Origin of the sequence: Mycobacterium sp. IS-1496 (assembly GCF_001499995.1) — a bacterium.
Lineage (GTDB): Bacteria > Actinomycetota > Actinomycetes > Mycobacteriales > Mycobacteriaceae > Mycobacterium.
Genome location: NZ_LQIU01000046.1, coordinates 1 through 24,348 on the forward strand (window position 1 = coordinate 1; position 24,348 = coordinate 24,348).

Consider the following 24,348-nt stretch of genomic DNA (forward strand, 5'->3'; position numbering starts at 1 on the left):
CTTCGTGCCGGTCACCGTATAGGTCTCCTGCCGGGGACCGGCCGGTGTGGTGGTGGTCGGCGGCGGGGTCGTCGTGGTGATCTCGTCCTGCACCGGCGGCGGGGGCGTCGTCGTGGTGGTCGCCGGGGTGGCCAACTGATCGGTGTCGGTCTTGGTCACCAGCAGCGCCACCGACACCACCAGCGAGATCGCGGCGATGATCGCGGTGACACCGACGACCCAGGGCCAGCGCGGCGGCACCGACTCCTCACCGAGGTCGGATGCCGGCTCGTAGCTGTCGTAGTCGTACAGCGCCGGGTCCGCCGGCACATAGGGCCCACTGCTGAACTGCTCCGATTCCGGGGCGGAATACGCCTGGGAGTAGAACTCCGTCTCACCGGTGGCGGCGGCCGGTTCCTCGGCAGCGCCGACCTGCTCGGTCGCGTCGTCGGGTGCCGAGTGCCGACCGCCCTCCCGCTCGGGCTGGTCCGGTCCCGGCGAGTCCGGCCCTGGGGGGTTCGGCCCGCTCATCTACGCCTATTCCTTCTCGACTGCGTCACCGGCGCGGGCATGCGGCCGTAACGGCTCACCGCGCCCCGGCAAACACTACCCAACGACGGGTGACCGGCGACCGTCACAGCACGGTTCGCCGGTCAAGTGTTGCCCGATTCGTGATCTTTCGGCCCGTGTGGAGCGAAGGATCAGTGCTTCTCGGGGCCCCAGTGGTACTCGAAGACGAGACCGGCGGCCGAGGTGAGCACGAAAACGATGCCCGCGACGATCAGCCACGGCAGCCACAGCGCGGCGCCCACCGCGGCGGTGGAGAAGGACAGCGCGATCATGATCGGCCACCAGCTGTGCGGCGCGAAGAATCCGAGTTCACCGGCACCGTCGCTGATCTCGGCGTCCTCGTAGTCCTCGGGCCGGGTGTCCAGACGCCGGGCGACGAACCGGAAGAACGTGCCGACGATCAGGGTCAGGCCGGTGGTCAGCACCAGCGCGGTGGTACCCGCCCACTCCACCCCGCCGCCGCCGAACATCGCGGTCAGCGTGGCGTACACGACGGCCGACAGGGCGAAGAACGCGGTGAGGAATTCGAACAACCTGGCTTCGATGTGCATCGAGAAGTCCTACCTGCTCGCTTGCGGGGCCATCTCGCCGCGCCGCGTGTCGAACGGCTTGGTCGTGACGGCGGTGGGTGGCTGGTTGATGGCGATCAGCGCCTCGGCGTTCGTCTTCCCCGCCATGCGCTGGTTCAGGTACGCCTTGAAGTCGTTCGGCGGCACGACGCGCACCTCGAAGTTCATCATCGCGTGGTAGGTCCCGCAGAGCTCCGCGCACCGGCCCACGAACGCCCCGGTCTCGGTGATCTCGCTGATCTGGAAGACGTTGTCGGAGTTGTTCTGCTCGGGGTTCGGGTACACGTCCCGCTTGAACAGGAACTCCGGCACCCAGAAGGCGTGCGCGACGTCGGCCGAGGCGATGCGGAACTCGACGCGCTTCTCGGACGGCAGCACCAGGATCGGGATCTCGTCGCTGGTGCCCAGCGTCTCGATCTCGTCGTACGCCAGGTAACTGCGGTCCTCGGGGTTCTGACCCGCGATCGCACCGTGCTCGGTGTGGGCCTCTTCCGGCTCACCCACGGCGCCGGCGCCTTCTTCGCTGGGACGCGAGGCCACGGCGGCGCTGCGCTCCTCGTCGGCACCGTCGTAGTTCATCGTGCCGTCGGCGAAGTTGACCTTGTTGTAGCCGAACTTCCAGTTCCACTGGAACGCCGTCACGTCGACGACGACCTCGGGATTGTCCTCCTTGGCCAGCATCTGCTCCTGGACCACGACGGTGAAGTAAAACAGCACCGAGATGATCAGGAACGGGATGACCGTGAGCACCAGCTCCAGCGGCATGTTGTAGCCGAACTGGCGCGGCAACTCGGTGTCCGACGCCTTCTTCCGGTGGAAGGCGCTCACCCAGAAGATCAGGATGTAGACGATGCCGCCGACGACCAGGGCGGCGATCATCGAACCGATCCACAGCTCACGGTTCAGATGAGCCTCGGGCGTGATGCCCTTCGGCCAGCCCAGCCCGAGCACCTCCGACCAGCTGCAGCCACTGAGCACCAGTGCGGTGGCACCCAGAACCACCACCAGTGCGGCTTTTCGTGCCACCGCCTTCAGCCCGCGAGGGGTCACGTTGGCGCCTCCTAGAGTCCGCTAAGCCGACCGCTGTGCGGTCCATGCCACCGTTGAATACTACGCAGCGTAGACCACGCCCGAGTGCCGGTCTCGACACACCCGACCTTTGTGTGCCGTCGCGCCCCGCCGCCGCGGCATTGGGCATACTTGGCGCCGTGTGCGGACTGCTGGCGTTCCTGAAAGACCCGTCCGCGCAGCCCTCCCCCGCGCTGGTCGGCGCGGTTTCGGGGGCTGCTGAGCTGATGCGTCACCGGGGGCCCGACGAACCGGGAACCTGGTCGGACGACGAAGCGGATCCGGGCATCGTGCTGGGCTTCAACCGGCTGTCGATCATCGACATCGCGCACAGTCACCAACCGCTGCGCTGGGGCCCGCCCGAGGCGCCGCTGCGCTATGTCCTGGTGTTCAACGGCGAGATCTACAACTACCTCGAACTGCGCGAGGTACTGCGCTCGGAGTTCGGCGCCGAGTTCACCACCGACGGGGACGGCGAGGCGATCGTCGCCGCCTACCACCACTGGGGTCCGGCCGCGTTGTCGCGGCTGCGCGGCATGTTCGCGTTCGCGCTGTGGGACACCGTCGAGGGGGAACTGTTCTGCGCGCGGGACCCGTTCGGGATCAAACCGCTCTACATCGCGACCGGTCCCGGCGGCACCGCGGTCGGCAGCGAGAAGAAGTGTCTGCTCGCCGTGGCCGACGAGCTCGGCTTCGACACCGGCCTGGACGAGCGGGCCGTCCAGCACTACACCGTGCTGCAGTACGTTCCCGAGCCCGAGACGCTGCACCGGGGTGTGCGCCGACTGGAGTCGGGCAGCTATCTGCGGATGCGGCCCGGTCAGCAGCCGTCGGTGACCCGCTACTTCACCCCCCGTTTCGACGCAGTCCCGTTCCGCACCGGGTCCGCGCCCGGCGCCGACCAGGCCCGCTACGACGAGATCACCGCGGTGCTCGAGGATTCGGTCGCCAAGCACATGCGCGCGGACGTCACCGTCGGGGCCTTCCTGTCCGGCGGTATCGATTCGACCGCGATCGCCGCGCTCGCGATGCGCCACAACCCCCGGCTGATCACGTTCACCACCGGGTTCGAGCGCGAGGGTTTCTCGGAGGTCGACGTCGCGGTGGCCTCCGCGGAGGCGATCGGCGCCCGTCACGTCACCAAGGTGGTCAGCCAGGCCGAGTTCGTCGAGGCGCTGCCCGCGATCGTCTGGTATCTCGACGAACCGGTGGCCGATCCGGCGCTGGTACCGCTGTACTTCATCGCCCGCGAGGCGCGTAAGCACGTCAAGGTGGTGCTCTCCGGGGAGGGCGCCGACGAGCTGTTCGGCGGGTACACCATCTACCGCGAGCCGCTGTCGCTGCGCGCGTTCGACTACCTGCCCCGGCCGGTGCGCCGCTCGTTGCGCCGGGCGTCGGCCCCGCTGCCCGAGGGCATGCGCGGGAAGAGCCTGCTGCACCGCGGTTCGCAGACCCTCGAGGAGCGCTACTACGGCAATGCCCGCAGCTTCTCCGACGAGCATCTGCGCGCGGTGCTGCGGCGCTTCTCGCCGGAGTGGACGCATACCGACGTCACGTCCGCGCTCTACCGCGAATCGGACGGCTGGGACCCGGTCGCACGCATGCAGCACATCGACCTGTTCACCTGGCTGCGTGGCGACATCCTGGTCAAGGCCGACAAGATGACGATGGCCAACTCGCTCGAACTGCGGGTGCCGTTCCTCGATCCCGAGGTGTTCGCGGTCGCGTCGCGGCTGCCGCTGGAGCAGAAGATCACGCGGGCCACCACGAAGTTCGCCCTGCGGCGCGCGCTGGAACCGGTGGTCCCCGCCCACGTGCTCAACCGGCCCAAGCTGGGCTTCCCGGTGCCGATCCGGCACTGGTTGCGGTCCGGGGAACTGCTGGAGTGGGCCTACGAGACGGTCGCGGCGTCACAGACCGGCGATCTCATCGACGCCGACGCCGTGCGCACGATGCTCGACGAGCACCGCACCGGTGTCAGCGATCACAGCCGCCGGTTGTGGACCGTGCTGATCTTCATGCTGTGGCATGCGATCTTCATCGAGGGCAGCGTCACGCCGCAGATCAGCGAGCCGCACTATCCCGTGCAGCTGTAGCGCTGCCTCAGGCCCTGTCGGCGCCGAGCGCCTCGCCGATCTCCTCGGCGGCGGCGGCGCCGTAGGCGTCGGCGAGCTCGGCGGCGCCGGCGTCGCGGTCCCACTTCCACTCCTGCGGGCCCGGCGCCTCGAGCACCAGCGTCGCCACCAGCGAGGCGAGTTGGGCGGCCCGCTCGAGGCTCAGCCCGGCGCTGCGGCCGGTGAGGAATCCGGCCCGGAACGCGTCGCCGATGCCGGTGGGATCTTCCTTGTGCGTCTCGGGGACCACGTCGACGTGGACGAAGGTGCCGTCGCGTCCGACGAGGTCGACGCCCTTTTCACCCAGCGTGGTGATCCGCAGCTGGATCTGCCGCATCACCTCGGCCTCCGACCAGCCGGACTTCTGCAGCAGCAGGTCCCACTCGTAGTCGTTGGTGAACAGGTAGGTGGCCCCGTCGATGAGCTTGCGGATCTCCTCACCTGAGAGGCGGGCCAGCTGCTGGCTGGGGTCGGCGGCGAACGGCAGCCCCAGCGCGCGGCACTCCTCGGTGAGCAGGAACATCGCGTCCGGGTCGTTGGCGCCGATGATCACCAGATCCGGCGTGCCGGTGCGGGCGACGACGTCGGCGAGCTTGATATTGCGGGATTCGGACATCGCACCCGGGTAGAACGACGCCAGCTGAGCCATGTCCTCGTCGGTGGTGCAGACGAAGCGGGCGGTGTAGGCCGTCTCCGAGACCAGGACGCTGTCGCAGTCCACACCGTGGGCGGTCAGCCAGCCCCGGTAGTCGTCGAAGTCCTTGCCGACGGCGCCGACCAGCGTCGGCTGCCCGCCCAAGATGCCCATCGCGTAGGCCATGTTGCCCGCGACGCCGCCGCGGTGGATGACCAGGTCGTCGACGAGGAAGCTCAGCGACACCTTCTGCAGGTGTTCGGCGAGCAGCTGGTCGGCGAAGCGGCCCGGGAATCGCATCAGATGGTCGGTCGCAATGGACCCGGTCACCGCAATGGTCACGACGTGTCACCCTTCAAAATCGTCTGGACTACCCGACCTTAGCGGCCGGACCCGGGACCCCGTCGTCCCCGGGCGGCGCACCGACTGTGCGCTAACCTGCGTACAAGTGCCCGCCGCGGTCACTGTAGACAGGCGATCTGATCTCACATCACTATCCGTTGGAGCGACGTTCTTGATGGCTGGCCCGTACCCCTATCCGGAGTCCTATCCCCAGCAACCGCTTCCGCCGCATCAGGCCGCACCGCAACCTTATCCGGGTCCGGTGCCCTCGGCCTATCCGGGCATGCTGCCGCCACCGGTGCAGTATCCGAAGCGGGGCCGCAAACGGGTGCTGTGGGCGGTGGCGGTGGCGGTGCTGGTGGCCGCGCTCGTCGCCGTGGTGATCGTCGCGACCCGTGACGACGGTGCACCGCAGGCCTCCGGGCCGCTCAGCGACGCGTCCGCCCGCACCGCCATCCAGGGCTACCTCGACGCGTTGTCCAACGGCGACGACGAGCAGATCGCCCGGCATGCGCTGTGCGGCCTGTTCGACGCCGTGAAGGAGAAGCGGTCGGATCTGGCGCTGGCCGGTCTCGCCGGCGATGCGTTCCGCAAGCAGTTCAGTCGCGCGGAGGTGACGTCCATCGACACGATCGTGCCGTGGTCGGCCAATCAGGCTCAGGTGCTGTTCACCATGCGGGTGGCGCCGGCTCGCGGTTCGGCCCGCGGCCAGCAGCCTCCCAACGAGGAGGAGCAGGCGGTCGCGCAGCTGCTCATCCGGGACAACGAAGTGCTGGTCTGCTCGTATCTGCTGCGCACCGGCAGCCAGTACTAGCCGATCAGTTGAAGGAGTCGCCGCAGGCGCAGGAGCCCGTGGCGTTCGGGTTGTCGATCGTGAAGCCCTGCTTCTCGATGGTGTCGACGAAATCGATCGTGGCGCCCTGCACGTAGGGGGCGCTCATCCGGTCGACGGTCAGGTTGACGCCGCCGAACTCCGCGGTCAGGTCGCCGTCGAGCGCCCGGTCGTCGAAGAACAGGTTGTAGCGCAGTCCGGCGCAGCCGCCCGGCTGCACGGCGATGCGCAGCGCCAGGTCGTCGCGGCCCTCCTGGTCGAGCAGGGCCTTCGCCTTGGCGGCCGCGGCTTCGGTGAGGAGCACACCGTGGGTTGCGGTGGCGGTCGCCGACTCGTCCTGAACAGTCATTGCTCTCCCTTTGCATCCCTGCTGCTGGTTCACGGGGCACGCGCCGACGATCGCCGGCGGTCCACTACCTCAACGGTACCTTGCTTTCGCGCTATTCCCGAGGTGACTCCCGCCCGGCCGGGGCCCGTCGACCGGCAAGTAACCTGGCGGATGTGAAACTGCTGGGCCGGAAGAACGACGACGAGAACCCCGAGAACGCCGCGGTGACCGCGGCGCCGGCGGATCCCGAGCCCGACACCAGGGAGCGCAGAACCGCCCCCAAGGGCAGGCCCACCCCGAAACGCGACGCCGCCAAACGGCGGGGTCCGGTGGCCCCCGCCCCGCTGACCGCCGCCGAGGCACGCCGCCGCCGCAAGGAGTTGCGCGGGCCCAAGCTGAGCAAGGAAGAGCGCAAGGCCGAGAAACTGGAACGGCGCGCGTCGATGGCCGAGCGCCGCGAGAAGATGATGGCCGGCGACGACGGCTACCTGCTGCCCCGCGACAAGGGGCCGGTGCGGCGCTTCGCCCGCGACGTGGTCGATGCGCGGCGCAACGTCCTCGGCCTGTTCATGCCCGCCGCCCTGGCGCTGATCTTCGTGATGCTCGCGGTGCCGTCGATCGAGGTGCAGCGGCTGCTGTCGCCGGCCATGCTCGTGCTGGTCCTCATCATGATCATCGACGGGTTCGTCGTCGGCCGAAAGGTCAACCGCCTGGTCGACGAGAAGTTCCCGGGTAACACCGAATCCGGGTGGAAGCTGGGCTTCTACGCGGCCAGCCGGGCGTCGCAGCTGCGCCGGATGCGGGCACCGCGTCCGCAGGTCGAGCGCGGCGCCAAAGTCGCCTGAGGCGACCGGCGACGGTGCGCACGCTCGTTCTCGGCGGCATCCGCTCGGGTAAGTCGCAGTGGGCCGAGACCGAGATCGCCGCGGCAGCGCAGCAGGGTCCCGTGCGCTACGTGGCGACCGGGGCGTTGCCGGCCGCCGACGACGAGTGGTCGGCGCGCGTCGCCGCACACCGTCGGCGCCGACCCGGCGACTGGCTGACCACCGAGACCACCGACGTTCCCGCCGCCCTGCGTGACGGTCCCGCCACCGCGACTCTGGTCGACGACATCGGCGGGTGGCTGACCGCGGAGATGGACCGCTGCGACGCGTGGAACGCGGGTTCGGCGGCGGCCGGCATCGACGCGCTGGTGGCGGCGGTTGCCGCGTTCACCGCTCCCCTGGCCCTGGTCAGCCCCGAGGTCGGGTTGACCGTGGTGCCCGCGACGCCGGCCGGACGCCGGTTCGCCGACGAACTCGGCGCGCTCAACCAGCGGCTGGCCGCGACATGCGAGCGTGTGGTGCTGATCGTCGCGGGCCAACCGATCACCGTGAAGGAGCCGTCGTGAACTTCGCCGTCGCCGGATTCGCCGATGTGGTGCCGCCGGACGCGGGCGCCGCGGCCGAGGCACGGGCGCGTCAGGACCGACTCACCAAACCGGCGGGGGCGCTCGGCCGGCTCGAGGAGCTGTCGGTGTGGGTGTCGGCCTGCCAGGGTGTGTGCCCGCCCCGGCAGTTCAGCCGGCCGCGGGTGGTGGTGTTCGCCGGTGACCACGGTGTCGCCGCCGCCGGGGTGTCGGCGTATCCGGCCGAGGTCACCGCGCAGATGGTCGCCAACATCTCGGCGGGTGGAGCGGCGATCAACGCCCTGGCAGACGTGGCGGGCGCCGGGGTGCGGGTCGTCGACGTCGCGGTGAACTGCGACGCACCGCTGACACCCGCGATCGGCGCGGTCAAGGTGCGGCGCGGCAGCGGCAACATCGCGGTCGAGGACGCGCTGAGCGACGAGGAGACCGAGGCGGCGCTGGCGGCGGGCGGGCGGATCGCCGACGACGAGGTGGACTCCGGCGCCGACCTGCTGGTCGCCGGCGACATGGGCATCGGAAACACCACGGCCGCAACGGCTTTGATCGCCGTCCTGACGAACTCCGAACCCGTGGTGGTGGTCGGGCGCGGGACCGGCATCGACGACGCCGGCTGGGCGCGCAAGACCGCCGCGGTCCGCGACGCCATGTACCGCGCACGGACGGCGGCTGCGGATCCGGTTGCGCTGCTGCGGATCTGCGGCGGCGCCGATCTGGCGGCGATGGCCGGGTTCTGCGCACAGGCTGCAGTGCGCCGGACTCCGCTACTGCTCGACGGCCTGGTGGTGACGGCGGCCGCGCTGGTGGCCGATCGGCTCGCGCCGGGTGCGCGGCAGTGGTGGCAGGCCGGGCACCGGTCCCCCGAACCCGGCCACACCCTGGCCCTCGACAGTCTCGGCCTGACCCCGATCCTCGACCTGGGTATGCGGCTCGGTGAGGGCACCGGCGCCGCCGTGGCGCTGCCGGCGCGGCGCGCCGCGGTGGCGGCGCTGGCTGGTATGGCCACCTTCGACGAGGCCGGCGTCTCGTCGTGATCCGTTCGCTGGCAGGGGCTTTCGCCTTCGGAACGGTGCTGCCGGTCCCTGCGGGGCGGGCGGGACCGCTGGGCCGTGGGGTGCTGACGGCGCTGCCGGGTGTCGGGATCGCGCTGGGCGCGGTCGCCGCCGCGGTGCTCTGGGCGGGGTCGTGGGCGTTCGGGCCGCACAGCGCGCTGGCCGGCCTGCTGGCCGTCGCCGCGCTGCTGCTGGCGACCCGCGGTATGCACATCGACGGGCTGTCCGACACGGTCGACGGGCTGGGGTGCTACGGCCCGCCCGAGCGCGCCCTGCGCGTGATGCGCGACGGGTCGGCCGGCGCGTTCGGTGCGGCGTCGATCGTGGTCGCGGTGGGCGCGCAGGCCTTCGCGTTCTCGATGCTGCCCGGCGGGTGGTCGGGTGTCGCGGCAGTGGTCGCGGCGGTGGCGGCGGGCCGGGTCGCCGCGCTGGTGGCCTGCCGGCGCGGGACACCCGCCGCCGAGGGCAGCGCGCTCGGTGGCCGCGTGGCGGGCACCCAGCCCGTGTGGGTGGTCCTGGGGTGGCTTGTCGGCGTTGCGGCGCTGGCGGTTCCGGCCACCGAACGGCTCTGGCAGGGCCCACTGACGGTGGTGATCGGGGTGGGCCTCGCCGCGATGCTGGTGCGGCACTGCGTGCGCCGCTTCGGCGGGATCACCGGGGACGTGGTGGGTGCGGCGATCGAGGTGACGACGACGGTGGTGGCGCTTGGCCTGGTGGTCAGGTGAGGCGTCGGCGATCCGAGTGCGTTTGATCTCGGCACGAACCGGTCACCCGAGCGGTAGCGTCGACCGTGGTCGGCGGGCCTGGCGACGGGAGAACACCATGAAGCGCTGCATCGTCGGAGCGGTCGCCGCCCTGCTGATGGCCGCAGGGCTGATCGGCACGGCGCCCCCGGCCGCCGCCGGGTGTCTCTACGGCGGTCCGTACATCAGCAAGTGCGACGGGCCCGTCCAACCCGACGGTTCGTGGCAGCGCTGCGTCGCGTTCCCCCGCTGGGTGCCCAGCGGCCTGAGTTCGCACCTGGTGCCCGCGCGGCACTGCGAGCCGATGAGCCCCGTTCAGCGTTCGTGGGATCCCGCCTTCGCCGACCCACCGGTGCACATCGCAGGCTAGGTGAGCTTGACCATCCAGCCGTGCGTGTCGGCGAAGGTGCCGCGCTGGATGCCGGTCAGCGTGTCGCGCAGTGCCATCGTCACCTCGCCGGGCTCACCGTCGGCGATGGTGAACTCGCCGTCGCTGTGCTTGACGTGGCTGACCGGTGTGATGACCGCGGCGGTGCCGCACGCGAACACCTCGCTGATCTCCCCCGCGGCGGCCTTCTTCTGCCACTCGTCGACGTCGATCTTGCGCTCCTCGACGGCGAAGCCGGCGTCGGTGGCCAACTGCAGCAACGAATCTCGCGTGATCCCCGGCAGCAGCGAACCGCTCAGCTCCGGTGTCACCAGCCGTGCCGAACCGCCGCTGCCGAAGACGAAGAACAGGTTCATCCCGCCCATCTCCTCGACGTAGCGGCGTTCGATCGCGTCGAGCCACACCACCTGGTCGCAGCCGTTCTCCGCGGCCTGCGCCTGCGCGAGAAGCGACGCCGCGTAATTGCCGCCGAACTTCGCCGCGCCGGTGCCGCCGGGACTGGCCCGCACGTATTCGTGGGACAGCCACACGCTGACCGGTTTGATGCCGCGCGGGAAGTACGCCCCGGCCGGTGATCCGATCAGCAGGTAGCGGTACTCGTTGGCGGGCCGGACACCGAGGCCCGGTTCGGTGGCGATGACGAACGGCCGCAGGTACAGCGACTCCTCGCCGCCGGCGGGCGGCACCCACTGTTCGTCGATCGCGATGAGCTGGCGCAGCGATTCGAGGAACACCTCCTCGGGCAGTTCCGGGATGGCGAGTCGGCGGGCCGAGGACCGCAGCCGCGCGGCGTTGGACTCCGGGCGGAACGACACCACTGACCCGTCGGCCCACCGGTAGGCCTTGAGCCCTTCGAAGATCTCCTGCGCGTAATGCAGCACGAGCGCCGACGGGTCCAGCTCGATCGGGCCGTAGGGCAGCACGCGGGCGTTGTGCCAGCCGGCGTCGGTGGTGTAGTCGATCGACACCATGTGATCGGTGTGGAAGCGGCCGAAGCCGGGGTTGGCGAGGATCTCGGCGCGTACCCCGTCGGTCGCCGGTTCCGCGTTGCGGTGAACGGTGAACTCGAGGGGGCCGTCAGTCATGGAAGGAATTGTATCTCCGGTGGCTAGCGGGTTTTCGCCGTCACGAACGGCGGTTTGACCACCTCGCACTCGACGCGCCGGCCGCGGACGTCGACCTCGACGCGGGCGCCGTCGGCGACGTCGCGGCCGGTGTCGATCAGCGCGAGCGCGATGCCGACCTTCAGGCTCGGCGAGAACGTCCCCGAGGTCGTCACGCCGACCGCGGAGTCGCCGTCGAACACCGTCAGGTCCGGTCGCAGCACCCCGCGCCCGACCGCGCGCAGCCCGCGCAGCAGCCTCGAGGGGCCGGCCTCCTTCTCGGCGAGCAGGGCGTCGCGACCCCAGAAGGCGTCCTTGCGCCACCCGACCGCCCACCCGCAGCGCGCCTGCAGCGGGGAGATCTCCGGCGACAGTTCGTGCCCGTGCAGCGGATAGCCCATCTCGGTGCGCAGGGTGTCGCGCGCGCCGAGCCCGGCCAACTCACCACCGGCCTCGCGCACCGCGGACACCAGCGCGTCGAACACGACGGGCGCGTCGCCCCACGCCGGCAGCAGTTCGTAGCCCTGCTCACCGGTGTAGCCGGTGCGGCACACCCGCACGGGGGTGCCGTCGCGCTCCGCGTCGACGTAGCCCATGTAGTCCATGTCGGTGGGCAGGCCGAGTCCGCCGAGCACCTCCGCGGACTTCGGTCCCTGCACCGCCAGCACCGCGTAGGAGCGGTGCTCGTCGGTGACCGTCACACCGTCGGGTGCCCGTTCGGCGAGTGCGGCCACCACGGCGGCGGTGTTCGCGGCGTTCGGGACCAGGAAGATCTCGTCGTCGGACACGTAGTAGGCGATCAGGTCGTCGATCACTCCGCCGGAGTCGTTGCAGCACAACGTGTATTGCGCCTTGCCGGGGCCGATGCGGTTGAGGTCGTTGGTCAGCGCGGCGTTGACGTAGGCCGCCGCGCCGGGGCCTCGCACCAGCGCCTTGCCGAGGTGGCTGACGTCGAACAACCCCACCGTGGTGCGCGTCGCGGTGTGCTCGCTGACCGTGCCCGCGTACGACACCGGCATCAGCCAGCCGCCGAACTCGGCGAACGTCGCTCCCAGTTCGCGGTGCCGGTCTTCCAGGGGGCCGTGGAGGGGTTCACTCACGCCTGACACCTTAGGGTGGATTCTCGTGAGTTCCGATCCCGGCTACCAGGCCCCCATCGTCACCGTCGGTTCCTCCATCCCGCGTCGCGGTGTGGGTGAGGCCGTGCTCGTCGTGCCCGTCGTCACCCGTGACGACGCCGCCGCCGTCCTGGCCGCGGCCCCGTTCCTCGACGGCGACGCCGTCCGCGAGATCGAGGCCGCGCTCAAGGCGCTCGGCGCGACAGGAGCTGAAGGCCAGACGCACCGACTGGTGGTGTCGTCGCTGCCGGTGGCCAGCGTGCTGACGGTTGGCGTGGGCAAGGACCGCGACGAGTGGCCCGCCGACACGGTGCGACGGGTGGCAGGCGCCGCGGCCCGGTCGCTCGACAAGGTGGCGGCGGTGCTGACCACGCTGTCCGCGCTCGATCTGGAGGCGGCGATCGAGGGCCTGATCCTGGGCTCCTACCGCTTCACCGAGTTCCGCAGCGACAAGACCGCGCCCAAGGACGGCGGTCTGCGCGCGATCACGGCGCTGTCGCAGGAGCCGAAGAGCCGCGCCCGCGACGCCGCGCAGCGCGCCACCGACGTGGCCACGGCGGTCGCGACGGCCCGCGACTTCGTCAACACCCCGCCCAGCCACCTCTACCCTGACGAATTCGCCCGGCGCGCCAAGGCCTTGGGCGAGGCGGCGGGCCTGGACGTCGAGGTCCTCGACGACAAGGCGCTGGCCAAGGCGGGCTATGGCGGCATCGTGGGTGTCGGCAAGGGGTCGTCGCGGCCGCCGCGGTTGGTGCGGCTGACCCACAAGGGCGCCAAGCGCAAGGGTAAGACGGTCGCGCTCGTCGGCAAGGGCATCACGTTCGACACCGGCGGCATCTCGATCAAGCCGGCCGCGAACATGCACCACATGACCTCGGACATGGGCGGGGCTGCCGCGGTGATCGCCACCGTCGTGCTGGCGGCCAAGCAGAACCTGCCGCTCGACGTGATCGCCACCGTGCCGATGGCCGAGAACATGCCGTCGGCGACCGCGCAGCGGCCCGGCGACGTGCTGACCCAGTACGGCGGCACGACCGTGGAGGTGCTCAACACCGACGCCGAGGGCCGGCTGATCCTGGCCGACGCGATCGTGCGGGCGTGCGAGGACGGTCCCGACTACCTGATCGAGACGTCGACGCTGACCGGCGCCCAGACCGTGGCACTGGGTTCGCGCACGCCCGGCGTGATGGGCAGCGACGCGTTCCGCGATCGGGTGGCGACGCTGTCGCAGCGGGTCGGCGAGAACGCCTGGGCGATGCCGCTGCCCGAGGAGCTCAAGGACGACCTCAAGTCGACGGTCGCCGACCTGGCCAACGTCAGCGGTTCGCGCTACGCGGGCATGCTGGTCGCGGGCACCTACCTGCGGGAGTTCGTCGCCGACGGCGTCGAATGGGCGCACATCGACGTGGCGGCACCGGCGTACAACTCCGGCGGTCCGTGGGGGTACACCCCCAAGGGCGGCACCGGGGTGCCGACGCGGACGATGTTCGCGGTCCTCGAGGACATCTCGCAGAACGGTTAGAGCACCCGCCCGCGCGCGGTGCTGCGCAGTGCCTGCGGCAGCACCCGGGAGACCCCGTAGACGAAGTAGGCCTCCGGCATCACCGGCCGGATCGCCTTGTTCGCCTTGACCGCGGCGACGATCGCCTTGGCGGCCTTGTCGGGGCCGTAGCGGCGCATCGCGAACATCTTCTGCAGCTGGCCGCGGCGGCCGGCGACGTCGCCGGTGCGGTCGGCCGGGCCGTGGATGCGGGTGTCGCGCACGATGTTGGTGTTGACGGTGCTCGGGCAGATCGTCGTGAGCCCGATCCCGGCCTCGTCGAGTTCGGCGCGCAGACAATCGGAGAACATGTACACCGCGGCCTTGCTGGTGCAGTAGGCGTTGAGCGACTGCAGCGGCGCGTACGACGCCATCGAGGCGACGTTGACGATGTGCCCACCGGTGCCGCGCTCGACGAGGCGGGGCGCGAACGCGCGACAGCCGTTGACCACCCCGCCGAGGTTCACGTCGAGCACCCGGTCCCACTGGTCGCGCGGGGTGTCCAGGAAGCGGCCGGCCTGCCCGACGCCCGCGTTGTTGACGACGATGTCGGGGACCCCGTGCGCGGCGCAGACCTCGTCGGCGAACCGTTCGACCGCCTCGGCATCGGAGACGTCGAGCCGGTAGGCGTGGGCCGTGCCGCCCGCGGCGTCGATCGCCGCCGCGGTCTCCTTCGCCCCGGCTTCGTCGATGTCGCTGACCACCAGTTCGGCGCCCTCGCGCGCGAACGCCAGCGCGGTCTCCCGGCCGATGCCGCTGCCCGCGCCGGTCACCGAGACCAGCATGTCCGCGAAGTGCTCCCGTGGCCCGCCCACCCGGGCCCGCCTCAGCTCCCTGGGGGCCGGACCACCGTCGACGTGGTCGACGAGTTCGGTGACCGCCCTGGCGATCACGGGCGCGTGTGACATCGGCGACCAGTGGCCGGCGCGCAGGTCGCGCCGCCACAGCCTCGGCACCCACGGCGAGATCTCGTCGTACACGTACGGCCGGATGAACGCGTCCCCGGTGTTGACGATCAGCTGGACGGGAACGTCGACGACGCGAGGGGCGCGTTTGTTCACCAGCGACCGGAAGTAGTTGGCGCGGTAGACCTTCACGCTGCGCGCGGCGTCGGCGCGGTAGGTGGCCGAGTGCAGCAGCTTCTCGGCGGGGATGCCCTCGCCCACCCGCTGGAACTGCCGCAGGCCCTCGGCGATGAACGCGCGCACGAACACGGGGCCCACCACCGGAACCGACAGCAAAATCATGTAGCTCAACCGCGCGAACTGGTTCAGTGCCCGGCCGAGGCGGCGGATCCGGTAGGGCCGCTTGAGCCCGTCGAGGACGTACCGGTAGACGTGGTCGACGCTCGGACCCGACAGCGAGGTGAACGATGCGACGCGCTCGGCGGCCTCGGGTCGCGACAGGTACTCCCACATACCGGTCGAACCCCAGTCGTGGGCCACCACGTGCACCCGCCTGCCCGGTGCGACCGCGTCGGCGACCGCGGCGAAGTCGTCGGCGTACCGCGCGGTGGTGTAGGCCGACGCGCGTTTCGGCGCCGAGGTCGGGCTGACCCCGCGATTGTCGTAGCGCACGAGGTGGAACCGGTCGGCGAGCCGGGCGACGACGCTGTCCCACACGACGTGCGAGTCCGGCCAGCCGTGCACGAGGATCAGTGTGGGCGCGTCGGGATCGCCCTCCTCGTAGACGGCGACGCGGACCCCGTCGGTGCTGTCGACGAAGCGGGAGGGGGTTCGGGTCATGCGTTCGGACATGGGAGGGCTCACCCTTCGAGTTCGCGGCGGGCGGCGCGTTTGCGTTCGATGCGCCGTCGGGCGTCATAGTCGCGCATGCGCTGCGGGTAGCCGACTTTCTGGACGTCGTAGACCGGGATCTTGAGCCGCTCGGACAGCCGCCGCGCGCCCGCGTCTCCCCCGGCGCGCCGCCGCGTCCACTCACCGTCGGCGGCGACCAGTACCACCGTGACGTCGGTGACCGTGGTCTTCGGTTCGACGTACGCCTCGACGCCGCGGTGCTCGGCCACCCACTGCCGCAGGTACCTCAGGTCGGCCGCGGGATCGCCGCCGTCCGTGCGCGCGGAGCGACGCCCGCGCCACTTGTCGAACAGTCCCACCGTCTCCCTCGGCTCTCGTCAGACCCCTCTCGATAGTGCCAGAGCAATCTGCTGCCGAGTCTCTCGGCGAAAGCCGGGGCCGGACGTGGAAGGATGGGTTGTGAGTTCGCCCACCCCTGCGACTGATCGTACGAAGGAGCCAACACACATGGCCGTCTCTGTTCAGATGCCCGCCCTCGGTGAGAGCGTCACCGAAGGCACCGTCACCCGGTGGCTCAAGCAAGAGGGTGACACGGTCGAACAGGACGAACCTCTACTCGAGGTCTCCACGGACAAGGTCGACACCGAGATCCCGTCGCCGGCCTCCGGGGTGCTGCAGAAGATCGTGGCGCAGGAGGACGACACCGTCGAGGTCGGCGGGGAACTGGCCGTGATCGGCGACGGCGACGGCGATTCCGGTGAGTCGTCCGATGACTCCTCCGAGGACGAGTCAGAGGACGAGTCGGACCAGGAGCAGCCGGCCGACGACGAAGAGCCCGCCGCCGAGGAAACCGACGACGAAGAACCCGAAGAGGAGCCGGAACCCGAACCTGAGCCGAAGAAGGAGTCGAAGCCGAAGTCCTCGGGTTCGGCGACGCCGGTGAAGATGCCCGAGCTCGGTGAGTCCGTCACCGAGGGCACGGTCACCCGGTGGCTCAAGAAGGTCGGCGACAGCGTCGAGGTCGACGAGCCGCTGCTGGAGGTGTCTACCGACAAGGTGGACACCGAGATCCCCTCGCCGGTGGCGGGCACGCTGCTCGAGATCATCGCCGAGGAGGACGACACGGTCGAGGTCGGCGGTGAGCTGGCCAAGATCGGCGACGCCGATCAGGCCGAGGGCGGTGAACCCGAACCCGAGCCGGAGCCGGAGCCGGAGCCCGAACCCGAGAAGGAGCCGGAGGCCGAGAAAGAGCCCGAGAAGGAGCCGGAGCCCGAGCCCGAGAAGGAGCCGGAGCCCGAACCGGAGCCTAAGCAGGAATCCAAGCCGAAGCAGGAATCCAAGCCCGAACCGAAGCAGGAGTCCAAGCCGGCGCCGAAGAAGGAACCCGAGGCCGAGCAGGACGCCGAGCCGTCCGACGGCAGCGGCCCCTACGTCACGCCGCTGGTGCGCAAACTGGCTGCCGAACACGACGTCGACCTGGGCGCCGTCAAGGGCACCGGCGTGGGCGGGCGGATCCGCAAGCAGGACGTGCTCGCGGCGGCCGAGGCCAAGAAGAAGCCGAAGTCCGGTACCGAGGATGCCGCCGAGGCGCCCGGCAAGGCCCCGGCCGCGGCGATGGCGCCCGCGGACGCGAACGCCTCCGAGGCACCGCTGGCCCACCTGCGCGGCACCACGCAGAAGGCCAACCGGATCCGTCAGCTGACCGCGAAGAAGACCCGCGAATCCCTGCAGGCGACAGCGCAGTTGACGCAGACCCACGAGGTCGACATGACCAAGATCGTGGCGCTGCGAGCCAAGGCCAAGAACGACTTCGCCGAGCGCGAGGGCGTCAACCTGACGTATCTGCCGTTCATCGCCAGGGCGGTCATCGACGCGCTCAAACACCATCCGAACGTCAACGCCAGCTACAACGAGGACACCAAGGAGATCACCTACTACGACGCCGAGCACCTCGGTTTCGCGGTCGACACCGAGCAGGGTCTGCTCTCCCCGGTGATCAAGAACGCCGGTGACCTGTCGCTGGCGGGCCTGGCCCGCGCGATCGCCGACATCGCGGCGCGTGCCCGCTCCGGTGACCTCAAACCGGACGAACTGTCCGGCGGCACGTTCACGATCACCAACATCGGCAGCCAGGGCGCGCTGTTCGACACCCCGATCCTGGTGCCGCCGCAGGCGGCGATGCTGGGCACCGGCGCCATCGTGAAACGGCCACGGGTGATCGTCGACGAGTTCGGCAACGAGCTGATCGGCGTGCGGTCGATCTGCTACCTGCCGTTGACCTACGACCACCGGCTCATCGACGGTGCGGACGCCGGTCGCTTCCTGACCACCATCAAGCGCCGCCTCGAAGAGGGTTCGTTCGAGGCCGACCTGGGGCTTTAACCCGGTGTCCACCGGAGCCGGGGGGCCGGCGACATCAGGCGGACCCGTGATCGCGGTAGCGGGGTCATCGGGGTTGATCGGTTCGGCGCTGGTGTCGGCGCTGCGCTCGATGAACCGCCGCGTCGTGCGGATCGTGCGTCGGCCGCCGTCGAACGCCGACGAGCTGTTCTGGAACCCGGACAGCGGCGAGTTCAACGCCGACGCGCTGCACGGGGTGGACGCCGTGATCAACCTGTGCGGTGTCAGCGTGGGGCAACGCCGCTGGTCGGGCGCGTTCAAGCAGAGCCTGCGGGACAGCCGCATCGCCCCCACCGAGGTGCTGGCCAACGCGGTGGCGGACGCCGGGGTTCCGGTGCTGGTCAACGCCAGCGCGGTCGGCTATTACGGCGACACCCGCGACCGGGTCACCGACGAGTCGGCACCCGCGGGCGAGGGTTTCCTCGCGCAGCTGTGCGTGGACTGGGAGGCCGCGACGGCGGCGGCCGCCGACGACGGCGCCCGGGTGGTGCTGCTGCGCACGGGTCTGGTGCTCTCACCGTCCGGTGGGATGCTGAGCCGGCTCAGACCGCTGTTCAGCCTGGGGCTGGGCGCCCGGCTGGGCAACGGCAGGCAGTACATGCCGTGGATCAGCCTCGAGGACCAGGTGCGCGCGATGTTGTTCGCGATCGCCCACGAGGAGTTGTCGGGGCCGCTGAACCTGACCGGCCCCGCTCCGGTGACCAACGCGGAGTTCACCACGGCGCTGGGCCGCGCGGTCAACCGGCCCACCCCGCTGCTGGTGCCCGGCTTCGCGTTGCGCACGGTGCTCGGCGAGTTCGCCGACGAAGGGCTGCTCGGCGGTCAGCGGGCGATCCCCGCGGCGCTGGAGCGGGCGGGGTTCACGTTCCACCACAACACCGTCGGCGAGGCGCTCGACTACGCCACCGGCCCGCGGGACGCCTGACGAGTAGCGTCGGATCCATGGCGATTTCGATCAGGTCGTCGACCCGTCCCGTCGAGGTGCGGTCCCTGGGCACCGTCGACTACCTCGACGCGTGGGAGCAGCAGCGCCGGCTGGTCGACGCGCGGGTGGCCGGCGGCCCCGACACGCTCCTACTGCTGCAGCATCCGTCGGTGTACACCGCGGGCAAGCGCACCGAACCCCACGAACGCCCGGCGGACGGCACCCCGGTGGTGGACACCGACCGCGGCGGCAAGATCACCTGGCACGGTCCCGGTCAGCTGGTCGGCTACCCGATCGTCGGGCTGGCCGAACCGCTCGACGTGGTGAACTTCGTGCGCCGTATCGAAGAGGCGCTGATCAAGGTGTGCGCGGACCTCGGGCTCGACGCCGGGCGGGTCGACGGTCGCTCGGGGGTGTGGCTGCCCGGTGACGGCCTGCGGCCGGCCCGCAAGATCGGCGCGATCGGCATCCGGGTCTCCCGCGGCACCACCCTGCACGGGTTCGCGCTGAACTGCGACTGCGAGCTGTCGGCGTTCTCGGCCATCGTGCCGTGCGGGATCGCCGACGCCGGCGTGACGTCGCTGACCGCCGAACTGGGCCGCCGCGTGCCCGTCGCCGAGGTCACCGACACCGTGGCCGAGCGGGTCTGCGACGCGCTCGACGGCCGCCTGCCGATCGGTGCGGGTGCCGCGGCGCGCGTAGCATCGACACAGTGACAGTCACGCCTGAGGGCCGCAAGCTCCTGCGCCTGGAGGTCCGCAACGCCCAGACGCCCATCGAGCGCAAACCCCCGTGGATCAAGACGCGCGCCAAGATGGGGCCGGAGTACAAAGAGCTCAAGTCACTGGTCAAGCGCGAGGGCCTGCACACCGTCTGCGAAGAAGCCGGCTGCCCCAACATCTTCGAATGCTGGGAGGACCGCGAGGCCACGTTCCTGATCGGCGGCGAGCAGTGCACCCGGCGCTGCGACTTCTGCCAGATCGACACCGGCAAGCCGACCGAACTGGATCGCGACGAACCACGCCGGGTCGCCGAGAGCGTCCAGGCCATGGGTCTGCGGTATTCGACGGTCACCGGTGTCGCCCGCGACGACCTGCCCGACGGCGGTGCGTGGCTCTACGCCGAGACGGTGCGCGAGATCAAGCGGCTCAACCCCAACACCGGCGTCGAGCTGCTGATCCCCGACTTCAACGGTGTCCCGGAGTTGCTGGCGCAGGTATTCGAGTCACGCCCAGAGGTGTTGGCGCACAACGTCGAAACGGTGCCGCGCATCTTCAAGCGGATTCGGCCGGCCTTCCGGTACGACCGCAGCCTCGCGGTGTTGACCGCGGCCCGCGACGACGGCCTGGTGACCAAGAGCAACCTGATCCTCGGCATGGGCGAGACACCCGACGAGGTGCGGACCGCGCTGTCCGACCTGCACGAGGCGGGCTGCGACATCATCACGATCACGCAGTACCTGCGGCCGTCGCCACGCCACCACCCGGTGGAACGGTGGGTGAAGCCTGAGGAGTTCGTCGAGTTCGCGGAGTTCGCCGAGGGTCTCGGCTTCGCCGGGGTGCTGGCCGGTCCGCTGGTGCGTTCGTCGTACCGGGCGGGGCGGCTGTACGCGCAGGCTGCGCGGCTGAAACCGGCCGCGACGCCACCCGTATCCTGAGGTCATGGCCAAGACCCGCAACACCGCCGCCACGAAGGCCGCCAAGGCCGAGGCGAAGGCCGCCCGCAAGGCCGCGTCCAAGCAGCGGCGCAGTCAGCTCTGGCAGGCGTTCCAGATCCAGCGCAAAGAGGACAAGCGGCTGCTGCCGTACATGATCGGCGCGTTCGTCGTGATCGTCGGGGCGTCGGTCGCGGTCGGTGTCCTGGCCGGCGGGTTCACGATGTACACGCTGATCCCGCTGGGCATCGTGCTCGGCGCGCTGGTCGCGTTCATCATCTTCGGCCGCCGGGCGCAGAAGTCGGTGTACCGCAAGGCCGAGGGTCAGACCGGTGCCGCCGCGTGGGCGCTGGACAACCTGCGCGGACGGTGGCGGGTGACCCCGGGTGTGGCGGCGACCGGCAACTTCGACGCGGTGCACCGGGTGATCGGCCGTCCGGGCGTGATCTTCGTCGGCGAGGGTTCGCCCGGCCGCGTCAAGCCGCTGCTCGCCCAGGAGAAGAAGCGCACCGCGCGGCTCATCGGCGACACCCCGATCTACGACGTGGTCGTCGGCAACGGGGAGGGTGAGGTGCCGCTGTCCAAGCTCGAGCGCCACCTCAACAAGCTGCCCGCCAACATCACCGTCAAGCAGATGGACGCGCTGGAGTCGCGGTTGGCCGCCCTGGGCACCAAGATCGGCCCCGCCGCGATGCCGAAGGGCCCGATGCCCGCGCAGGCCAAGATGCGCGGTGTGCAGCGCACCGTGCGCCGCCGCTAGCGGCGCGCCGCAAAGCCGGACCAGCGGTCGCCCGCCATACTTCCGCGGGTGTGTACTGCGTGTGAGTGGGCGCCTCATTTCGTGTCCTTGGGTGGCCGGACCACCCGTCGGACGGTGCTGCGGGCCGCCGCGACGATAGCGGGGGCGACCGCGGTGAGTGCGTGTTCCCCGTCGCAGTCCGCCGGCCCAGCGACTTCCCCCGGCGCCGGAAACGACCACGCGGACTTCGTGTTCCGCAACGGCGCGGTCTACACCGTCGCCGGGTCCGCGCCGTGGGCGCAGGCTGTGGCCGTCAAGGGCGACACCATCACCCACGTCGGCGACGAGGAGGGCGCGATGGCGCTCGCCGGCCCGGCGACCCGGGTGATCGATCTGAACGGGCGGCTGCTGATGCCGGGCTTCGTCGAGGGCCACACCCACCCGTTCCTCGGGGCGTTCCTCACCTCCGGTCTCGACCTGCAGGTGCCGACGCTGGCCGACGCGCTGGGGGTGATCGAGCGTTACGCGAAGGACAATCCGAGCGGCCCGGTGCGCGGATTCGGTTGGCGGGTGGACATGTTCGGGCCGCAAGGCCCCAACCGTTCCGAACTCGACCGCATCCTCCCCGACCGTCCGGCGTTCTTCTTCGCGATCGACGGGCACAGCCTGTGGGCCAACAGCACGGCCCTGCGGATGGCCGGCGTCGACCGCGACACCCCCGACCCCATCCCCGAGTTCAGCTATTACGCGCGCGATGAGAACGGCGACCCCACCGGCTACATCCTCGAGGTGAACGCCGTGCTCGGGCTGGTCGACGCCGTCGAGCCGATCTCCACCGACACCATGGGCCGGCTCATGGAGGATTGGCTGCCGAAGGCGTCGGCGGCCGGCATCACCTCGGTGTTCGACGCGGGCGTACCGCCCATCGGCGGTGACCAGGCGGCACTGATCGGCCTCTACACCGAGGTGGAGAAGCGCGGCGATCTGCCGTTCCGGGTCGTCGCGTCCTACAGCGTGAAGGCACCGCCCGTCGACACCGCCGTAGGCGATTTGACCGACATCCGCGGCCGCGTCGCCACCGACCTGGTGCAGGTGAACATCGTCAAGATCATCGGGGACGGCACCCAGGAGGGCTACACCGCGTGGCTGATCGAGCCCTACGCGGACCGGCCCGACTCCACCGGCGGATCCCCGTTCTCCGAGGATCAATGGCATCAGCTCATCGGCGAGGTCGACGCCGCGGGATTCGACGTGCACGTGCACGCCTGCGGGGAGCGGACCGCGCGCACCGCGCTGGACGCGATCGAGCGCGCCGTCGCCGCGAACCCACCCCGCGACCGCCGGCATGCCATCGCCCATCTGGTGTTCGTCGAGGACGACGACAACCCCCGCTTCGGCGCACTCGGCGTCACCGCGCAGTTCTCCGCGAACTGGATGTCGGCCGACCCGGACACCCTGCAGAACCTCGCCGAGCGCTACGGGCCCGAACGGCAGCGGCGGATCTACCGGCCGCAGGCGGTGCTGAAATCCGGCGGCCGCATCTCTCTGGGCACCGACTGGCCGGCGGCCGGCTACTTCTCGACGTACAAACCGCTCGACTCGATCCAGGTCGGGGTGACCCGGCAGCTGATCGGCGAATCCGACGCGCCCGTGCTCGAACCCGACGATCAGCGGTTGTCCGTGGCCGAGGCCGTCCACGCCAACACGCTCGGCGCGGCGCACCAGTTGCGGCTGGAGGACAAGGTCGGCTCGCTGGAAATCGGCAAGCGGGCCGATCTGATCGTGCTGGACCGCAACATCTTCGACGTCGACCCGCACGACATCCACCGGGCCACGGTCACGATGACGATGATGGACGGGCAGATCCGGCATGAGGCGTGACGCCGAACGTGAGCTTGTCCGCGTGCTCTGCGCCGATCTTCGAGCACGACCTCACGTTCGGTCGGGCGGAACCGGCGTGGGTGGCGACGCCGTCTTATCAGGGTGCAGTGGCCTTTCCTCGGCACCGAGGCGCTGGCGGCCGGAGTCGTCAACCGATACCAGTTGGCGACGCACCACGATGCGCTGTTCCGCAACGTGTACGTGCCGAAGGGACAGGTGGTGACGCCGGTCGACAAGGCGGTCGGCGCGTGGCTCTGGTCGGCCAGGCGTGCCACCGCCGCGGGTCTGTCGGCCGCGGCGCTGCACGGGACGAAGTGGATCGACGCGACGCTGCCGGCCGAGCTCAACCAGGCGAGTCGGCACCGGAACCAGCGGCATCCTGCTGCACAGCGACACCCTGGCCGACGACGAGGTCTGCCAGGTGCGGGGCATACCCGCGACGACACCTGCCCGGACGGCGTTCGACCTCGGCCGTCGCCAGGGCATGACGGTCGCGGTGGTGCGGCTCGATGCGCTCAGGCGGGCGACCCGGCTGTGCGTCGACGACGTCGAGGCGATCGCCATACGTCATCGGGGTGCCCGCGGCGTCGTACAGCTTCGCCGAGCCCTGGCGCTCTCGGATGCCGGGGCGGAGTCCCCGCAGGAGACCCGGACGCGGCTGGTCCTCACCGAAGCCGGGATGCGGCCGACCCACACGCAGATCGAGGTGTACGACCACGACGACTTCGTGGCCCGCATCGACATGGGTTATCCCCGATGGAAGGTCGGCGTCGAATACGACGGGCCACAGCACTGGACCGATCCAACAATCCGTGACCGCGACCTCGAGCGGCGCGCCAGGCTGGCGGCACTGGGCTGGCGCATCGTCCACGTCAACGCCGAGATGTTGCGCTACCGGTCGGCGGTCATCGTCGGTCGCACGAGGGCCGCGCCGGCCGACGCCCGCCGAACGTGAGCTGGTGCGCGAACTCCACGGCTTGGGTTCAAGGCGTCTATGCAACAGCGGGTGGATTGAGTGGGTCGCACAGTAGCGCGTCGAGTGTTTCGGCGGGTGTTTTCCAGCCGAGGGTCTTGCGGGGTCGGTTGTTGAGCTTGGTTGCGACGTAGTCGAGGTAGTCGGCCGGAAATATCGAGAGATCAGTGCCTTTGGCAAAGTACTGACGCAGCAGTCCATTGGTGTTTTCGTTGGTGCCGCGTTGCCACGGGG

Annotated in this window: 23 protein-coding genes and 2 pseudogenes; 15 read left to right on the forward strand and 10 right to left on the reverse strand. The window is 70.3% G+C overall.

Features of this window, described 5'->3' with window-relative positions; all coding sequences use genetic code 11:
- From AU195_RS20695 to ctaC, 3 genes and pseudogenes are all read right to left on the reverse strand, one after another.
- Positions 1–510: pseudogene (locus AU195_RS20695) on the reverse strand (hypothetical protein); the annotation flags it as partial.
- A 170-nt stretch (positions 511–680) separates the two neighbouring features.
- Positions 681–1,100: a cytochrome c oxidase subunit 4 gene (locus tag AU195_RS20700; protein ID WP_059160924.1), complete on the reverse strand. Its 420-nt coding sequence runs from the start codon at positions 1,098–1,100 to the stop codon at positions 681–683.
- A 9-nt stretch (positions 1,101–1,109) separates the two neighbouring features.
- On the reverse strand, positions 1,110–2,168 hold the full coding sequence (gene ctaC / locus AU195_RS20705; protein ID WP_059160925.1) for an aa3-type cytochrome oxidase subunit II: 1,059 nt from the start codon (positions 2,166–2,168) through the stop codon (positions 1,110–1,112).
- Positions 2,169–2,326: 158 nt separating this feature from the next.
- Here ctaC and asnB point away from each other — a divergent pair, with 158 nt between their 5' ends.
- Complete coding sequence (gene asnB / locus AU195_RS20710) at positions 2,327–4,282, forward strand: asparagine synthase (glutamine-hydrolyzing) (RefSeq protein WP_059160926.1); 1,956 nt, start codon at positions 2,327–2,329, stop codon at positions 4,280–4,282.
- 7 nt (positions 4,283–4,289) lie between these two features.
- Here the strand turns inward: asnB and AU195_RS20715 are convergent, their stop codons facing one another.
- Entirely contained in the window at positions 4,290–5,276 is a 987-nt protein-coding gene (locus tag AU195_RS20715; protein WP_059160927.1) for a carbohydrate kinase family protein, read from the reverse strand.
- Positions 5,277–5,451: 175 nt separating this feature from the next.
- On the opposite strand from AU195_RS20715, the gene AU195_RS20720 reads away from it, so the two are divergent.
- Complete coding sequence (locus tag AU195_RS20720; protein ID WP_059160928.1) at positions 5,452–6,090, forward strand: Rv0361 family membrane protein; 639 nt, start codon at positions 5,452–5,454, stop codon at positions 6,088–6,090.
- 4 nt (positions 6,091–6,094) lie between these two features.
- Here AU195_RS20720 and AU195_RS20725 read toward each other — a convergent pair whose 3' ends face one another.
- Positions 6,095–6,457, reverse strand: coding sequence for a HesB/IscA family protein (locus AU195_RS20725; RefSeq protein ID WP_011560685.1), 363 nt, complete (start codon positions 6,455–6,457; stop codon positions 6,095–6,097).
- Positions 6,458–6,609: 152 nt separating this feature from the next.
- Between AU195_RS20725 and AU195_RS20730 the strand changes: the two genes are divergently transcribed.
- The 5 genes from AU195_RS20730 (at position 6,610) to AU195_RS20750 (ending at position 10,006) form a co-directional block, all read left to right on the forward strand.
- Positions 6,610–7,281, forward strand: a complete 672-nt coding sequence (locus tag AU195_RS20730; RefSeq protein ID WP_059160929.1) for a DUF3043 domain-containing protein — start codon at positions 6,610–6,612, stop codon at positions 7,279–7,281.
- A gap of 14 nt (positions 7,282–7,295) precedes the next feature.
- Complete coding sequence (locus AU195_RS20735) at positions 7,296–7,826, forward strand: bifunctional adenosylcobinamide kinase/adenosylcobinamide-phosphate guanylyltransferase (RefSeq protein WP_059160930.1); 531 nt, start codon at positions 7,296–7,298, stop codon at positions 7,824–7,826.
- Positions 7,823–8,875: a nicotinate-nucleotide--dimethylbenzimidazole phosphoribosyltransferase gene (cobT, locus tag AU195_RS20740; protein ID WP_059160931.1), complete on the forward strand. Its 1,053-nt coding sequence runs from the start codon at positions 7,823–7,825 to the stop codon at positions 8,873–8,875. The genes AU195_RS20735 and cobT overlap by 4 nt, the downstream gene beginning before the upstream one ends.
- On the forward strand, positions 8,872–9,618 hold the full coding sequence (locus AU195_RS20745) for an adenosylcobinamide-GDP ribazoletransferase (protein WP_059160932.1): 747 nt from the start codon (positions 8,872–8,874) through the stop codon (positions 9,616–9,618). The genes cobT and AU195_RS20745 overlap by 4 nt, the downstream gene beginning before the upstream one ends.
- 97 nt (positions 9,619–9,715) lie before the next feature.
- Positions 9,716–10,006, forward strand: coding sequence for a CDGP domain-containing protein (locus AU195_RS20750; protein ID WP_059160933.1), 291 nt, complete (start codon positions 9,716–9,718; stop codon positions 10,004–10,006).
- On the opposite strand, the gene AU195_RS20755 is transcribed toward AU195_RS20750, so the two are convergent.
- Positions 10,003–11,109, reverse strand: coding sequence for a branched-chain amino acid aminotransferase (locus AU195_RS20755; RefSeq protein WP_059160934.1), 1,107 nt, complete (start codon positions 11,107–11,109; stop codon positions 10,003–10,005). The genes AU195_RS20750 and AU195_RS20755 overlap by 4 nt on opposite strands.
- A gap of 23 nt (positions 11,110–11,132) precedes the next feature.
- Complete coding sequence (gene gcvT / locus AU195_RS20760) at positions 11,133–12,227, reverse strand: glycine cleavage system aminomethyltransferase GcvT (RefSeq protein WP_059160935.1); 1,095 nt, start codon at positions 12,225–12,227, stop codon at positions 11,133–11,135.
- Between the two features lie 25 nt (positions 12,228–12,252).
- Between gcvT and AU195_RS20765 the strand changes: the two genes are divergently transcribed.
- Positions 12,253–13,767 carry a leucyl aminopeptidase gene (locus AU195_RS20765; protein ID WP_059160936.1) on the forward strand — a complete coding sequence of 505 codons (1,515 nt, stop codon included), beginning with the start codon at positions 12,253–12,255 and terminating at the stop codon, positions 13,765–13,767.
- Here AU195_RS20765 and AU195_RS20770 read toward each other — a convergent pair.
- Together AU195_RS20770 and AU195_RS20775 are read right to left on the reverse strand one after the other, a co-directional pair.
- The gene (locus AU195_RS20770) at positions 13,764–15,530 is read right to left on the reverse strand and encodes an SDR family oxidoreductase (RefSeq protein WP_059160944.1); all 1,767 of its coding nucleotides are present in this window, start codon (positions 15,528–15,530) and stop codon (positions 13,764–13,766) included. The genes AU195_RS20765 and AU195_RS20770 overlap by 4 nt on opposite strands.
- 20 nt (positions 15,531–15,550) lie before the next feature.
- Positions 15,551–15,901, reverse strand: coding sequence for a hypothetical protein (locus AU195_RS20775; protein WP_059160937.1), 351 nt, complete (start codon positions 15,899–15,901; stop codon positions 15,551–15,553).
- A gap of 148 nt (positions 15,902–16,049) precedes the next feature.
- Between AU195_RS20775 and sucB the strand changes: the two genes are divergently transcribed.
- The 7 genes and pseudogenes from sucB (at position 16,050) to AU195_RS20810 (ending at position 24,096) form a co-directional block, all read left to right on the forward strand.
- A complete protein-coding gene (gene sucB, locus AU195_RS20780; protein WP_059160938.1) occupies positions 16,050–17,924 on the forward strand; it encodes a 2-oxoglutarate dehydrogenase, E2 component, dihydrolipoamide succinyltransferase in 1,875 nt (624 codons plus the stop codon).
- A gap of 46 nt (positions 17,925–17,970) precedes the next feature.
- A complete protein-coding gene (locus AU195_RS20785; protein WP_172800661.1) occupies positions 17,971–18,867 on the forward strand; it encodes a TIGR01777 family oxidoreductase in 897 nt (298 codons plus the stop codon).
- 17 nt (positions 18,868–18,884) lie between these two features.
- On the forward strand, positions 18,885–19,583 hold the full coding sequence (lipB, locus tag AU195_RS20790) for a lipoyl(octanoyl) transferase LipB (protein WP_059160940.1): 699 nt from the start codon (positions 18,885–18,887) through the stop codon (positions 19,581–19,583).
- Positions 19,580–20,524 carry a lipoyl synthase gene (gene lipA / locus AU195_RS20795; RefSeq protein WP_059160941.1) on the forward strand — a complete coding sequence of 315 codons (945 nt, stop codon included), beginning with the start codon at positions 19,580–19,582 and terminating at the stop codon, positions 20,522–20,524. The genes lipB and lipA overlap by 4 nt, the downstream gene beginning before the upstream one ends.
- Positions 20,525–20,528: 4 nt before the next feature.
- Positions 20,529–21,281: a DUF4191 domain-containing protein gene (locus tag AU195_RS20800; protein WP_059160942.1), complete on the forward strand. Its 753-nt coding sequence runs from the start codon at positions 20,529–20,531 to the stop codon at positions 21,279–21,281.
- Positions 21,282–21,329: 48 nt separating this feature from the next.
- The gene (locus AU195_RS20805; protein WP_172800662.1) at positions 21,330–23,141 is read left to right on the forward strand and encodes an amidohydrolase; all 1,812 of its coding nucleotides are present in this window, start codon (positions 21,330–21,332) and stop codon (positions 23,139–23,141) included.
- Positions 23,142–23,243: 102 nt separating this feature from the next.
- Positions 23,244–24,096: pseudogene (locus tag AU195_RS20810) on the forward strand (endonuclease domain-containing protein).
- A 37-nt stretch (positions 24,097–24,133) separates the two neighbouring features.
- Here the strand turns inward: AU195_RS20810 and AU195_RS25410 are convergent.
- A partial coding sequence (locus AU195_RS25410; RefSeq protein ID WP_172800464.1) for an IS30 family transposase occupies positions 24,134–24,348 on the reverse strand: 215 nt, incomplete at its 5' end.